The following is a 14,581-nucleotide window of genomic DNA, read 5'->3' as shown; positions in this document are numbered from 1 at the left end:
AAAGTTTTCCCTCGACTTCGATAGGGTACATTGCTATTATATACTGCGGCTATTTTCGGTGTTCGATCAAAGCCGAGAATAACTTATTCATTCAAATAATCCATAGCCAACTGCGATAATGCTTTTACTCCTAAAATCATCCCAGCATCGTCAATTTTAAAATCTGGTGTGTGATGCGGAAATGACTCTTTGTTTCCAGGAGTCATTCCTCCAAGGAAGAAATAAACACCTGGAACTTTTTCTTGAAAGTAGCTAAAATCTTCACCACCCGTTACGGCCTTCATATCGAGAACTTTAGAGTCTCCTGCAACACTTTTGAGTGTAGCGATTGCTTTTGTTGTTAGTGCAGGATCATTATAGGTAACTACCGTGTTGTTTTGCCATTCAATTGTTGCTTTTCCTCCATGAGCATCTGCAATTCCTGCTGCCATCTCATTCATGCGTTTCATTATATGTGTTCGCATCTCTTGATTTAGCGTTCTTACCGTACCAATCAACTCTGCATTTTCTGGAATGATATTAAAACGAACTCCACTACTTATTTTTCCTACGGTAATTACTGCAGGAGCAGTTACAAGATTAGATTCTCTTGAAATGATAGATTGAAATCCGTCAATAATTTTTGCCGAAATATAAATAGGGTCTACACCACTCCAAGGAGCAGAACCGTGTGTCTGTTTTCCTTCAACAGTCACTACAAAACGTTCTACTGCTGCCATAATACCTTCTGGTTTTAGGGTAATGGTTCCTACAGGAGTTCCACTATTAATATGCAGTCCGTAAATAGCGTCCACTTTTGGGTTTTCTAATACACCTTCTTTTACCATTAGTTTAGCACCACCTTCTTCGCCGGGTGGCGGACCTTCTTCTGCGGGTTGAAAGATAAATTTTATGGTGCCGTTTATTTTGTCTTTATGTTTGCTCATTACTTCAGCAACCCCCATTAATATCGCTATGTGCGTGTCGTGACCACAGGCATGCATCACACCAGTTTCATCTCCTAAAAAGGTGTCTTTTTTTTTGCTTTTGAAGGGAAGATCATTTCTTTCGGTTACTGGCAAACCATCAATATCTGCTCGTAGCGCTACTACTTTTCCAGGATTATTTCCTTTTAATAATCCTACAACTCCAGTTATTGCAATACCTGTTTGCACTTCCATTCCAAGACTATTAAGATGGTCTGCAATTTTTTTAGCGGTATTGAATTCACGGTTAGAAAGCTCTGGGTTTTCATGAAAATAATGACGCCAGTCTATTACTTTGGGTTCAATCTCTTCTATGTCTTTAAGAATTTTACTATCCATTTGAGCTTTTACGGAGAAGGCAGTGATAGTTAGCAGTAGCAATAAAATGTATTTTTTCATAAATAGGAGCTCATTAGACATTAATAATGATTGATTTTGAAGTTTATGTGTCATTATTATTTGGGACATAAACCTCTAAAAATCTAAAGGTATTATAATTATTACAACTTTGAAATGTAAATTAGATTCTTACCAGCTCTTTTTTATAGATAAAAAGGAGCTGTCAAATTGTGACAACTCTTTTCAAATATAAAAACAAGATATTCTCAATAAAATAATATTTTAGTTTTTGCAGCCCTATTAACTTGGCTTAATAGTAGCGTTAGTCTTTCATACATCTGCAGCTTACACCATGATTTTGTTCAAGAGGATTAATGAAAATGTAATCTGAATTGTCAAATATAGATTTAGAATACACTTTTTGTTCATTATTGGGTGTTGTTGAAATATGAAAAGTACCTCCTCCATATTGTGTTAAATCTGTTAACTCTTGAATGGAAGGCACTTGCCATCCTTGGGGGCATAATCCAGCCGTGTTTTGAGCTGCTCTTGTGTTATAGATTTTACCATATATATCTAAACTAGGATCATTGTCATAAAAACTCCAAGCGCCTTGAGAAGTATTTTTCCAGTCTGTATTATCAGGAAGGTCTAAAATAACAGAACCGTCTTTATGGCGTGTAGTTCGTAAATTTTCTTTCATCCAACGCATAGGACCAATGTTTACCATTTCATACACATTGCCATCTATATCTACTATTTTTTCTAGACAATCTGCAGTGGTGACCGAAATAATAGATGCTCGACAACCGGGAACATCTGTTCGGTTATTTATTTTTGAAGCAATTAAATTATGCAATTGGTTATCATACACTTCAAGTTGACCTCGCGTACTAATTTCATTTCTTATAGGATCATTAATCCAGTTTTTTCCATACCAAATAGTTACATCTTCAGCAAAATATCCTCTGTCATTGATAGCCGCCTAGCTGTCACTCCATAAGCCACTAGAAATAGGGCTACTACATCTAGACACAATAGTAGATTGGAAACCACTGTCTAATAATCGAATTGCACCTAACCCAATCATATGCGCCATCTCGTGAATAAATATGTTTCCTGCTACAAATGTTACTATACTTCCATCAAAAGGGTCACAGACTAAACTGTGTTCTGGAGACACCAAGACATTTGCAGTACCTCCTTTATAAACACCTCCAAAACAACAAGGAATTCCATTTGCTATTACCTCTGGAATATCATTAAGAGGTACCATCTTCAAATATAACGGCATAATTACCATTCATAATTAACCTATTCCTTATCGAACCAATTCCTGTTAGCACAAATTCAATGGTTTCACTAGCGTTAATCAATGCTTGGTCCCTTACGTCATTGGTTCCTAAACTGTTATTCCTGAAGCATTAACATACTTTGTATAAATGGAGTTTAAATTTACTGCACTAGGTGTAGGGATAATAGTTTCACTCATATAGTCTGAAAACCTTCTAGAACTATTATTGGGATTATCATTAGGATCGTCTATTGGGTCATTTGGATCTTCTAATTGTTCATCAGTAACACCGACGCCTGTTTCTCAACTATGAAAAAAATGTAGTAAAAGAAAAAACATGCTGTTCGTTTTACATTGGAAAATAGTTTTTTAATGATTTAATGTATTGGTTTATAGTGCAGAAGTCTGTATATCAATTTTTTAGTCGAATTTGTCTAAGCTATTTTAACAGCGTATTTAACAGAGAATAGGGTAATATGTCAGTAGATATGCAAAAATGTTACACTAAAACATATCAAAGATATTGATGCTATCTTCAATATAAATAGATGGGTCACACCAAGTATTTAGTATCTAAAATAGAATTATTTATAATATGAAAGATTTAAAGCTCGTAATTAAAAACGATGTACAGTCTCTGTTTGATAAATACGGAAAGTGTTTATAATTTCTGAATTTTCAACAATACATTTCCTTTCAAAATGACTATTTTTCAGGTTCAATTTTGAATTCAGTTTCCCCTGAATTTTTAAAATATTTTTCAATTTTAACTTCAAAGAATTTGCAAGAATATCTCAGCCAATTAAATGATGCCCAATTAGCTCCTACCATTCAAAAAGATGGTGCTATGATTGTTATTGCTGGAGCAGGATCTGGTAAGACTAGAGTGTTGACATTCCGCATTGCGTATTTAATGTCTAAAGGTGTTGATCCTTTTAATATTTTAGCGCTTACGTTTACAAATAAAGCGGCACGCGAAATGAAAAAACGTATTTCTGAAATCGTTGGCGCTAGCGAAGGAAAAAACCTTTGGATGGGAACGTTCCACAGTGTTTTTGCAAAGATATTGAGGTACGAGGCAGATAAGCTGGGCTATCCTTCAAATTTCACCATCTACGATACGCAAGACTCTCAAAGCGTTATTAGAGCTGTAATAAAAGAGATGCAACTCGACAAAGAGATCTACAAATACAAGCAAGTCTATTCGCGGATTTCTTCCTATAAAAACAGTTTGATCACGGTAAAAGCATACTTCAGTAATCCAGAGTTAATGGAGGCAGATGCGATGGCAAAAATACCTCGTTTGGGAGAAATTTATAAAAGCTATGTGGAGAAATGCTTTAAAGCAGGAGCGATGGACTTTGATGATTTATTGCTAAAAACCAATGAGCTTTTAACTCGTTTTCCTGAAGTGTTAGCAAAATATCAAAACCGTTTTAGATATATTTTGGTTGATGAGTACCAAGATACAAATCATAGCCAGTACTTAATCGTACGTGCCTTAAGTGATAAATTTCAAAATATTTGTGTAGTAGGGGATGATGCCCAGAGTATTTATGCTTTTAGAGGGGCTAATATTAACAATATTCTCAATTTTCAGAAGGATTATGATGATGTAAAAGTGTACCGTTTGGAGCAGAATTATCGCTCCACAAAAAATATCGTAAACGCCGCTAATAGTATTATTGAAAAGAACAAAACCAGATTGGATAAGGTGGTATGGACTGCCAACGACGAGGGTGTTAAGATAAAAGTAAACCGCACGATGACCGATGGTGACGAAGGGCGTTTTGTGGCAAGTAATATTTTCGAAACGCAAATGAACGAGAAGGCACAAAATGGAGACTTCGCCATTTTGTATCGCACCAATGCACAATCCCGTGCCATGGAAGATGCCCTTCGGAAAAAAGATATTCCCTATCGCATATACGGCGGATTGAGTTTTTATCAACGAAAAGAAATAAAAGATGTGCTGTCATATTTGCGGTTAATCTTGAACCCTAAAGACGAAGAAGCACTCAAACGCGTCATTAATTATCCTGCGCGCGGAATAGGGCAAACAACAATAGAAAGGCTTACAGTTGCTGCAAATCACTATGGGAGATCTATGTTTGAAGTAATGCAGCATCTTCAAAAGATAGAATTAAATATCAATAAAGGAACACAAACTAAACTACAGAATTTTGTAACGATGATTCAGAGCTTCCAGGTAGTGAATCAAAATTATGATGTGTTTCAAATTGCAGAACATGTAACCAAAAAGACAGGTTTATACACCGAGCTAAAAAAGGATGGTTCACCAGAAGGCATTGCTCGCATTGAAAATATTGAAGAGCTACTGAATGGTATGCGCGATTTTGTGGAAGAACAAAGAGAGCTAGCAGATAGTACTGGGTCTTTATCAGAATTTATGGAAGATGTCGCACTAGCAACAGATTTAGATAATGACAAAGGCGATGATGATAGGGTCGCACTTATGACCGTGCATCTGGCTAAGGGCTTGGAGTTTCCATATGTTTATGTTGTAGGAATGGAAGAAGATCTTTTTCCAAGCGGAATGAGTATGAGTACCCGTGAAGAACTAGAAGAAGAGCGTCGTTTGTTTTATGTTGCATTAACAAGAGCGGAGAAACAAGCCTATTTAACCTATACGCAATCTAGGTACCGTTGGGGGAAGTTAATTGATGCAGAACCTAGCCGTTTTATTGAAGAAATAGATGCTAACTATATAGAGTACTTAACCCCTATTACAGAACAACGTTATAAGCCGCTATTAGATGCTGATATCTTTGACGAGGTAGATAAGAGCAAACTGCGTTTAAGAAAGCCTACTGCGGGAGAAGCGCCCAGTGGACCCACACAAGATCAAATAAGAAAACTGCGTAAAATGAAACCTGCCACGAGTGCATCTGAAAAAAACTTTGATGCTGCAAAAGCAAATCTTCACATTGGAACTTGGGTAGAACATGTTCGTTTCGGTAAAGGAAAAATCACCAAGATAGAAGGCGCAGGAGCAGATACAAAAGCCGAAATTAACTTTGCAAACGGAGGTCTTAAAAAATTACTTCTTAGGTTTGCTAAGTTGAATGTTTTAGATTCTTAAAGAAATTTAAGAATAAAATCAGAAATTTCTGAGTGTAGTAGCGTTCTGTAAAAAGGAAGAATCCAACCACTATGGTCTCCAGTATACACATTAAGTTTATTTTTGACAGAGGCGTAGGTTAGTGTTTTATTTAACATATAGGCATTGGCAATAGGTACGATTTCGTCTTGATCCCCGTGAAATAGAAGTGTAGGGCTGCTTTGAGAGTTTACGTGATACAGCGGACTAAGGTGATCTAGATAATAAGAAATTGAGAGATCACTGCCAGGAATAAAATCTTCTCTACTTCCATTGCTATTTACTCCGTATGCATCTTTATCAATTAATAATTCAATGAGTTGATTGAAATTAGGGTTTTGTTGATAGAACGAATCTGCGAAATCTGTAGGTCCAGACATACTGCAAACGAATTTTACAGCATCGTTAGTGTCAAATTTATAATCGTAGTATAGTGCTAAATGACCACCAGAGCTCCCGCCTATAAGGCCAAATTCAGGTTTTATCTTTAAATTATCAGCTTCTCTTTCTAAATATTCAAGAGCATTTTTTATGTCAATAAATTGATTTGGAAATGCTGCGTGACTTGTGTCAGCTAGCCTGTAATTTAGGTTGACTATAGCGTGATTTGGGTGTCGTTCTTTTAATTCTTCAGCAAGGTTTGTAAAACTAGTTTTGTCTCCGTATTGCCAGCTTCCTCCGTGTACTAAAACTAAAACTTTGGTGTAAGAAAAGGAGCGGTCTTCTGGCAAGTAAATATCCATCACTTGTTCGGAATGGGAGTCATAGGGAACATCAAAAATGGTTTCGGACTCAAGGTTTAAATATTGCTCAAAACCTAATACTAGATTAGCCGTTTTTTGGTTTGTATTTGTGGAGTTTTCGAGACTATCTGGGGAACAGGATACTGCTAGTAAATAAATTATAAGGAGATTAATTAATTTCAAGAGGTAGTTATTTGTGTTTAATAAAAAAACCAAAGTTACATTAAAAAAAAACACTTAAACTTGATTAATGGCATATAAACGTTAAAAATTAACAATTATTTAATATTTGTAGGAAATATTTTTAAAAAAAGCCATAATATAGTAGTTTACAAAATAGAATAGATTTGAGGTCTAACTTCAAAAAACGAATGGTTATCTCTATCATCGCGGTCTTGCTGGGTGACAATAAAATTTGTGACTTCAGACCCAAAACCAACACCCAGTAACACACACAATTGTTTGTTTATGGGATGAATATATCCCATTCGATATCTGGTTGTATCCAATATAAATGTGGTCAATAGGTTAAAAGTAAGGAACGAGGCTTTCTCGTTAGGATAGTTTGCGATACTATAATTTCCTTTGGCGTGGCTAGAAAAATAGAGACTAAGAAGCAGGGATAGAGCAAAGAGGTTCTTCATTAAAAGTACAGCTACCTCAACTTAGGAAAATCTATAGGATTCGCTTCGTGTATAATTTCATATACTTTTTCAAAAACATCTTCAGTAGATGGTTTTGAAAAGTAATCACCGTCAGTTCCGTAGGCAGGGCGGTGCGGTTTTGCTGCTAGTGTTTGTGGTTTGCTATCCAAGTATTGGTAGCCGTTTTGATCTTCAACAATGGTCTTAAGAATATATGCTGAAGCTCCACCAGGAACATCTTCGTCAATAACTAGTAATCGGTTTGTTTTTTTAATACTTTTAACTAGGTCGTGGTTTAAGTCTAATGGAAGTAGAGATTGCACATCAATTACTTCAGCATCAATACCTACTTGCTGTAATTCTTTTGCAGCCTCTTGAACAATGCGCAAGGTACTTCCGTAGGAAACTAGGGTAATGTCGTTACCTTCCTTAATGGTTTCAATAACACCAATTGGGGTCCTAAATGCTCCTAAATTAGCGGGCATCTTTTCTTTTAATCGATAGCCATTCAAGCATTCAATTACAAGAGCCGGTTCGTCTGTTTTTAAAAGTGTATTATAAAAACCTGCTGCTTTTGTCATGTTGCGAGGCACGAGAATATACATGCCGCGGAGCAAATGAATCAATCCTCCCATTTGCGAACCACTATGCCAGATTCCTTCTAAACGGTGCCCGCGCGTGCGAACAATTAAAGGTGCTTTTTGCATACCGTTAGTTCTATAACGCACGGTAACAAGATCATCACTCATAATTTGCAAGGCATACAAGATATAATCCAAGTACTGTATTTCTGCAATTGGGCGCAGTCCTCGCATTGCCATCCCGATACCTTGACCTAAAATTGTCGCTTCTCTAATTCCGGTGTCACTCACACGCATTTCGCCATATTTTTCTTGAAGACCTTCGAGCCCTTGGTTTACATCACCAATGGCACCTACGTCCTCTCCAAAAATTAATGTCTCTGGGTAATTTCCTAAAATAGTGTCAAAATTGTCCCGTAAAATAACACGGCCATCTACATCTTCGGCATTGCTATTATATGCTGGTTTCACTTCGGCAACGCTAATTGCATTTGTATTTGATTCAGAATATAAGTTTGAAGAATATTTAGGTTGAATGATTTCAAAATAATTATTAATCCAATCTTGTAATTGTTTTTTTTCGGTACTCGTTTCTAAAATCACATATCTAAGTGCTTTTCGAACTCCACTTGCTATGCTTCTGCGAAAAGGTTCTTTTTCTGCAGCCAGTTCATTCTTTATTTTTTCAATAAAGGTTTTATTAGGAGAGCTTTCAGCTAAATTACTTAAAAGTGTAATCGCTTCCTGGGATTCCTTTTGCTGAGGTGCTAAAAATGCTTGCCAAGCCGCTTTTTTACCAACGCGTACCTGTTTTTTTATGTCTTTTTCTATGGCTTCTAATTCATCATTGGTCGCAAAATTATTTTCTATGACCCATTCTCTGAATTTTACATTACAATCAAACGCTCGCTCCCATTGAAGTCTTTCTGTATTTTTGTAGCGCTCATGTGAGCCTGAAGTAGAGTGTCCTTGGGGTTGTGTTAATTCACGAACGTGGATTAGAGCAGGAACGTGCTCTTCGCGTGCGATGGTGCCTGCTTTTTGAAATGCTTCTACGAGCTCGACATAATTCCAGCCGTTTACTATAATAATTTCGTAGCCTTTGTCTTCGTTGGTTCTTTGAAACCCTTTTAAGATTTCAGAGATGTTTTCTTTTGTAGTTTGATGTTTTGCATGGACTGAAATCCCGTATTCATCATCCCAAACACACATTACCATTGGTACTTGTAACACCCCTGCTGCATTTATCGTTTCCCAAAACAACCCTTCGCTTGTGCTTGCGTTTCCTATGGTTCCCCAAGCAACTTCATTTCCTTCTTTTGAAAAGTTTGTTTTGTTTTCCAGTCCTTTTAAATTTCTGAAAACTTTTGAAGCTTGTGCCAATCCCAATAATCGTGGCATTTGCCCAGCAGTTGGAGAGATGTCTGCACTACTATTTTTTTGTTCAGTTAAGTTTTTCCAAGTACCGTCATCGTTCAAAGAATGGGTTGCAAAATGACCGCCCATTTGCCTTCCAGCACTCATTGGATCTTCCTCTAAACTTGTGTGTCCATACAAACCTGCAAAAAACTGTTGAATGGTTAATTTGCCAATCGCCATCATAAACGTTTGGTCACGGTAATATCCACTGCGCCAATCTCCATTTTTAAAAGCCTTTGCCCAAGCCAGTTGGGGTATTTCTTTGCCATCTCCAAAAATCCCAAATTTTGCTTTTCCTGTAAGTACTTCACGACGTCCTAACAAACTGCATTCTCTACTCGTAACCGCTATTGTATAGTCATTGATAATTTCAGCTTTGAAATCATCAAAAGAGAGATCTTTATTTGTCGTAGGATTTGTTTGCATAGAGATGAGATTTATAGATATTACGCTTTTGCAAAAGTAGTCAAAACGAACGTGCAAAACAATGCTAAATATTTGGTGGTATCTTATTAAAAAGGCTATTTAGGTAACGTATCCTCAATAAATATTTTTTCAATCAGCACCCTAATGTGAATTAATAACCCAAATGATGATTTGATTGAAAATACACTAATCTGTTGCAGGCTAAAAAGCGTGAAAATGAGAATATGTAATGGTAAAAAGGCATTTTTTAATACCACTCTCTGGTAAACAAACTTAATAATGTCTTGGGGCTTAAAGTGACTTTAAAACGAATTCGCTGATCGTAATTAGGCATTCCAGGTTCCCAGCCTAAAGAAGAATACAAAGGGAAATACAACTCAAAATAATCCTGTACTAAGTTAATTCGGATTCCAGAATCAAACAAGGCCTTTGTTCCGCTTTGCGTATTATTTACGAGTCCTGCATCACCATACGCTAATATCCATCGCCATATATTTGTACTCACTCCTATGGTAGTAATCCAGTTATTGGCAAAAGCGGGTTGTAACTGTGATTTAAAACCACCCTCGGCTACAATAAGTTGTTGACTAAAAAGCCCTGCTTCTTCACTTCGACCATAATAACTATAGTCAAAAAGATAATCAGTGGGTCTATCGAGTGCAAAACTAAAGAAATCTTCGTTTTCTCGTGTGTCATTAAAAAGGAATGCTCCAGCAAAGATGCGCACATTTAATTGCCTGTTATTGACAAATAGCTTTCGGTAGTCTAGGGTTGTCGAAATTTTACTGAAATTTTCAGATATTTGATAATCTACAACACCGCGATAGTAGTCAATTAAGTTAGGGTTGCTATAGACATAGCTTGCATTAAAAACACTGTAGTTGGGTTCTTGATCTGAATCGTTTGGGTTTTCATCCCTAAATACATTTACACTTCTAAGGTTGATGAATTGCTTTTCGTTCTTTCGTAAATCTTCATCTCTAAAAGAAAATGTTAGGTAGGGTGTAAATCTTCTATAAAAGAGGTTTTCATCGTATGAGAAATAACTACCGCTAAAACCATAACGCGTTGCGTATAATTTTCCGGATTCAAATTGATTGGTAACTTGTATATTTCCATTACCAATTATCTTTTTTGATCTGAAACCGTATTGAGGCTCCAATTTATAATGGATAAATTTTGGCAGCAATGTTTTGTTGTACAATTTCATCCCAGCCGTAATCCCATCGTATAAATTAAATTCAAAAATGGGCATAAGGAATAACTGATTGTAGCGAGGGTCTTGAGCGTCTTGAAAAAGCCTAAATTGAATTGGACGGTTTAAAATTCCATCAATTTTTTTTGTGTTATTTCTGCGGTTAAACTCAGCGATATGTCCCTCTTTATTAAGCACTAATTTTTCAACCCCTTTCGCAGGTACCGTTATGGTTCCTATACTGTCAATAGGCATTACCCAGTTCTTAAAAATTAGACTGTCTTTTTTTGTGCTACCATATATTGAAACTGGGAGTTTGTTTTTTCGCTTGTTTAAGATGGTAACATCTAAAGAATCACCTCGTTTTTCAATTTTTTTAATTTTAAAATCTATGGTACTTCGATTTTGAACATATTCATCAAAAAACCAATCTATAGGTAACGACGTCTTAGCTTCAATTATTTTTTTGAAATCGTTAGAGGTTGTCTGCTTTAATTTATAAGTAGTATAAAACTCTTTAATAGCCTCATCCAACGAAGTATCAGTCAGAAAGTCTTTTAAATATTGCAACCCTTTTGCGCTGTAATAGTCATTTGCTATGTTTTTATTGAATTTAGTAAGTGAATCTCGAGGTGTTGCTAATGGCTGGTGAATGTTGTTTCGAGCCATATTTAAATACAACAAAGAATATTGATCGTTAAATTCTAGGTCTGAAATATGTGTCCACTTTATAATCCAAAAATCACTTAAACTACCTAATATCTTCATTTTAGGATAGTACTCGTTTATATATTCTATGAGTAAGTTTATTTGCATTGCACCTATAAGCCAAGAATCCTCTCGTGGATGAAGCATTAGAGCGTTTTCTAAATACTTGCGGCTCATTGTTTTGAGTTGGGCTAGGTCGTATTCAAAACCATTAGGGAAGGGGCTTAAGAAGCTGGGTAATTGGTTGAGACCGTATACTGGGTTGTTTCGATTGTCTTCATCGCTAACGATAATTTTATCAAACGGGTAATCACCCAATTTTTCGTTTAAAAAATGTGTTACACGATCCACCATTAGCGCGCGAATGGGAGAACTCACTTTTCGTTGGTAAATGTTCGAAACAACTTCGACTTTATCTGTTACAATACTCTCAAATTTTATTGTTTTACTAAGAAATAATAAAGCTTTTGTTCTGTCAATTCCTTTGATAACAGTACGTTTATTTGTTCCTATTGTTTCTTCAGAAACGATATCAAAATCTGAGTCTAGGATTAAATTTTTAGGATAATTAAATGTAATGTCGAATTGTGAAGGTAAGAGATACAAATCTTCTGTATTCTTATTGCTGTATGCTTTCCATTCCTCATCGAATACGGCAGGTGAAATATACCAATAACGCAATTTGTAATTTCCGTTATTGTCAACACCAAAACGTGTAAAGCTATCGTCAGAAACTTTGACTGTATAACTAAGATTAAAAGTAAAACTTTCACCCGCTTTTATTATTTTGGAAGGTGCGACTTTTAATATGTCAACTGCGGTGCCGTATTCCCAAGATAAGGGCGAGCCATTATTGTTTCTAATTTCCCCGATGGTAGTTTTTCCTCTTTTTGAATCATTTTCAAAAGTAAAAGGGAAGTCAAAATTTTCGCCAAAACGAATCCCTAACGGGGTAGTTTTTTTACTGAAACTATTTGCCCAGTCATTAAAATAAATAGTATCTAAAGATTTTGAGCTTGTATTTACATATTCAATTTTTTGTTGAATTGTAATGGTCTCTTCCACATCGTTTAACGTTGCGTCAATAGTGATTTTATGCTGCGCCAACAAAGTCGTTGATGCTAACAAACAAAGTAAGAGTATGTGTGTAATCGTTCTCAAAAAGTCTTTATAAATTTAAAGGTTTCAAACAAAGACTGGTTGGTTTTTAGATAGTAAATTCCGTCTGCTAATCCCGAAATTCCTACCTGCTGTTGTGGTTGACTTGTTAGTGTGTACGAACTTATTTTTTGTCCAAGTGTATTGTATATAAATAAATCTGTTCCATATAAGTTAGGGTCTATAATACGTAGGTTTAAATTTTCTTGAGCCAAGGTATTTTCGATTTCTATGGATGGATTTTCGGTTTGAAAATCTGGTGTATTCAACACAATTTCTTTGTTAGTTTCAAAGGTCATTACCACAGGTAAATGATCACTCATGCTGTAAATACTATTTCTAAGCGTTTGGCTAAACTCACCCATACAATCTTCACTACTCACATTGTTATTATAACAGTTGCCATTATTTCCGAATGATTTATAAGTATCAGGAACATATTTTAGTTTAGGTTCTGTCATTAGATTTTCTGAAATTAAAATAAAATCAAAACGATCATCCATTCCGCCGCCTGCACCTGCACCAAAACCGCTAGAGCTAATGCGAGTGCTTTGAGTATGTACCTCTTGAAAATCGGGGTTGTTGTTCCAAGATCCTGGAGTGTCTATAGGATCTACCATCGGGATAGTATTGCTTGTGTCTAACAACGCTTCGTATGCAGGTTCAGTAGCTCTATAAACATTAAAATCTCCTGCAAAAAGGACATAGGCATTGGGGTTTAAGGTTTCTGTATTTGCAAAAAATTGATTTACCATGTCCAATCGTAAGTTTTGATTGGCGGTTCCTTGACTCGATTTTAAATGGCAAACATATGCTTGAATAATAATAGGATCTGTTTCTTGATCTGTTGTGCTTACTTTTAATTGATACCTGTTAATATCTCTAACGGTAGTTTGTATTACTTGAGTCTCTTCTAAGGTAAACATCCCTTTGCGGTAATACAATAGTTGATTTAGTTCTGCATCACTCGAGGTATTAAAAATAAATGGCGCTGCGTTATAATCTTCGGCAACATCATTAAGTGCTATATCTAAAACCAAATCTGCTCCTTCTTGATTTTGTAATTCACAAACCATAAAAATATCTGGATTGTATTCGTTCAATATGTTTTTTAATATCGTGCTGCGATCACCAGGCAATGCTTCAGGAAACTCTAGTAGGTTATAGAACATTGTTTTTATAGTGCTTTGCCCTAAGCAAGTAGTTGCTAAGAATAAAGATACTAGTATGAATGCGCAGTTTTTCATAGATAGAGGAAGACTAATATTCGTTAGAAATTAGGACTGTGTTTTGTTTTATTATAAAAATTATCGAGAATGTGCAGTACTTCGTCTTCAGTATCCACCACATGCATAAGATCTAAATCACCAGGACTAATATTATTATTTTCTTCGAGCAATGTAGTTTTTATCCATTGAACGAGTCCACCCCAAAACTTGGTTCCTACCAGTATTAATGGAAACTTATCAATCTTGCGTGTTTGTATTAATGTGAATGCTTCAAAAAATTCATCCAAAGTTCCAAAACCTCCAGGCATTACAACAAAACCCTGAGAGTATTTTACAAACATTACTTTCCGAACAAAAAAGTAATCAAAATCGATGCTTTTATCACTGTCTATATATGGATTGTCGTGCTGCTCAAAAGGCAAGGTAATATTAAGGCCTACGGATGTACCTCCTGCTAAATGCGCTCCCTTATTACCGGCTTCCATAATTCCTGGCCCACCACCAGTGATCACACCGTAGCCGTGTTCAGTAATTTTTTTTGCAATACTTTCAGCGAGCTTGTAGTATTTATGATCTGGTTTTGTTCGCGCAGAACCAAAAATAGAAACACAGGGCCCTATACGGCTCATTTTTTCATAACCATTTACAAACTCCCCCATGATTTTAAAAATCGCCCAAGAGTCGTTTGTTTTAACTGCATTCCAGTTCTTGCTGTTTTCTTCTTTACGCATGTTTTTCTTAGTCTTTCATTAGGCTTTT

The 14,581-nt window shown here is 35.9% G+C and carries 10 protein-coding genes; 1 reads left to right on the top strand and 9 read right to left on the bottom strand.

Features of this window, described 5'->3' with window-relative positions; all coding sequences use genetic code 11:
* Positions 1 to 83: 83 nt before the first annotated feature.
* The 3 genes from ABXT67_RS16000 to ABXT67_RS15990 form a co-directional block, all read right to left on the bottom strand.
* Entirely contained in the window at positions 84 to 1,364 is a 1,281-nt protein-coding gene (locus ABXT67_RS16000; RefSeq protein ID WP_415375030.1) for an amidohydrolase, read from the bottom strand.
* Between the two features lie 262 nt (positions 1,365 to 1,626).
* Positions 1,627 to 2,163 carry an FISUMP domain-containing protein gene (locus ABXT67_RS15995; RefSeq protein ID WP_415375029.1) on the bottom strand — a complete coding sequence of 179 codons (537 nt, stop codon included), beginning with the start codon at positions 2,161 to 2,163 and terminating at the stop codon, positions 1,627 to 1,629.
* Positions 2,164 to 2,289: 126 nt separating this feature from the next.
* Positions 2,290 to 2,580: a hypothetical protein gene (locus ABXT67_RS15990; RefSeq protein ID WP_415375028.1), complete on the bottom strand. Its 291-nt coding sequence runs from the start codon at positions 2,578 to 2,580 to the stop codon at positions 2,290 to 2,292.
* A 799-nt stretch (positions 2,581 to 3,379) separates the two neighbouring features.
* Between ABXT67_RS15990 and ABXT67_RS15985 the strand changes: the two genes are divergently transcribed.
* Positions 3,380 to 5,701, top strand: a complete 2,322-nt coding sequence (locus ABXT67_RS15985; protein WP_415375027.1) for an ATP-dependent helicase — start codon at positions 3,380 to 3,382, stop codon at positions 5,699 to 5,701.
* On the opposite strand, the gene ABXT67_RS15980 is transcribed toward ABXT67_RS15985, so the two are convergent.
* The 6 genes from ABXT67_RS15980 to ABXT67_RS15955 all read right to left on the bottom strand — a co-directional run bounded on the left by ABXT67_RS15980 (position 5,698) and on the right by ABXT67_RS15955 (position 14,553).
* Complete coding sequence (locus ABXT67_RS15980) at positions 5,698 to 6,645, bottom strand: alpha/beta fold hydrolase (RefSeq protein WP_415375026.1); 948 nt, start codon at positions 6,643 to 6,645, stop codon at positions 5,698 to 5,700. The genes ABXT67_RS15985 and ABXT67_RS15980 overlap by 4 nt on opposite strands.
* A 146-nt stretch (positions 6,646 to 6,791) precedes the next feature.
* Positions 6,792 to 7,106 (bottom strand): hypothetical protein, encoded by a 315-nt coding sequence (locus tag ABXT67_RS15975; protein ID WP_415375025.1) that lies wholly within the window; start codon positions 7,104 to 7,106, stop codon positions 6,792 to 6,794.
* 11 nt (positions 7,107 to 7,117) lie between these two features.
* Positions 7,118 to 9,532 carry a thiamine pyrophosphate-dependent enzyme gene (locus tag ABXT67_RS15970; protein ID WP_415375024.1) on the bottom strand — a complete coding sequence of 805 codons (2,415 nt, stop codon included), beginning with the start codon at positions 9,530 to 9,532 and terminating at the stop codon, positions 7,118 to 7,120.
* Between the two features lie 247 nt (positions 9,533 to 9,779).
* Positions 9,780 to 12,596 (bottom strand): metalloprotease, encoded by a 2,817-nt coding sequence (locus ABXT67_RS15965; RefSeq protein WP_415375023.1) that lies wholly within the window; start codon positions 12,594 to 12,596, stop codon positions 9,780 to 9,782.
* Positions 12,593 to 13,765 (bottom strand): T9SS type A sorting domain-containing protein, encoded by a 1,173-nt coding sequence (locus tag ABXT67_RS15960; RefSeq protein WP_415375022.1) that lies wholly within the window; start codon positions 13,763 to 13,765, stop codon positions 12,593 to 12,595. The genes ABXT67_RS15965 and ABXT67_RS15960 overlap by 4 nt, the downstream gene beginning before the upstream one ends.
* Positions 13,766 to 13,863: 98 nt before the next feature.
* Positions 13,864 to 14,553 (bottom strand): TIGR00730 family Rossman fold protein, encoded by a 690-nt coding sequence (locus ABXT67_RS15955; RefSeq protein WP_415375021.1) that lies wholly within the window; start codon positions 14,551 to 14,553, stop codon positions 13,864 to 13,866.
* Positions 14,554 to 14,581 lie beyond the last annotated feature (28 nt).

This window comes from Patiriisocius sp. Uisw_017 (assembly GCF_047731265.1).
GTDB lineage: Bacteria > Bacteroidota > Bacteroidia > Flavobacteriales > Flavobacteriaceae > Patiriisocius.
Note: the sequence above shows the minus strand (reverse complement) of the source record. Positions and strands in the feature narration are given on the sequence as shown.

Coding starts and splice junctions, on each gene's coding strand:
- ABXT67_RS15960 (WP_415375022.1), bottom strand. CDS start 13,765: ATGTTCTATAACCTACTAGAGTTTCCTGAAGCATTGCCTGGTGATCGC.
- ABXT67_RS15955 (WP_415375021.1), bottom strand. CDS start 14,553: ATGCGTAAAGAAGAAAACAGCAAGAACTGGAATGCAGTTAAAACAAAC.
- ABXT67_RS16000 (WP_415375030.1), bottom strand. CDS start 1,364: ATGAAAAAATACATTTTATTGCTACTGCTAACTATCACTGCCTTCTCC.
- ABXT67_RS15975 (WP_415375025.1), bottom strand. CDS start 7,106: ATGAAGAACCTCTTTGCTCTATCCCTGCTTCTTAGTCTCTATTTTTCT.
- ABXT67_RS15990 (WP_415375028.1), bottom strand. CDS start 2,580: ATGGTACCTCTTAATGATATTCCAGAGGTAATAGCAAATGGAATTCCT.
- ABXT67_RS15970 (WP_415375024.1), bottom strand. CDS start 9,532: ATGCAAACAAATCCTACGACAAATAAAGATCTCTCTTTTGATGATTTC.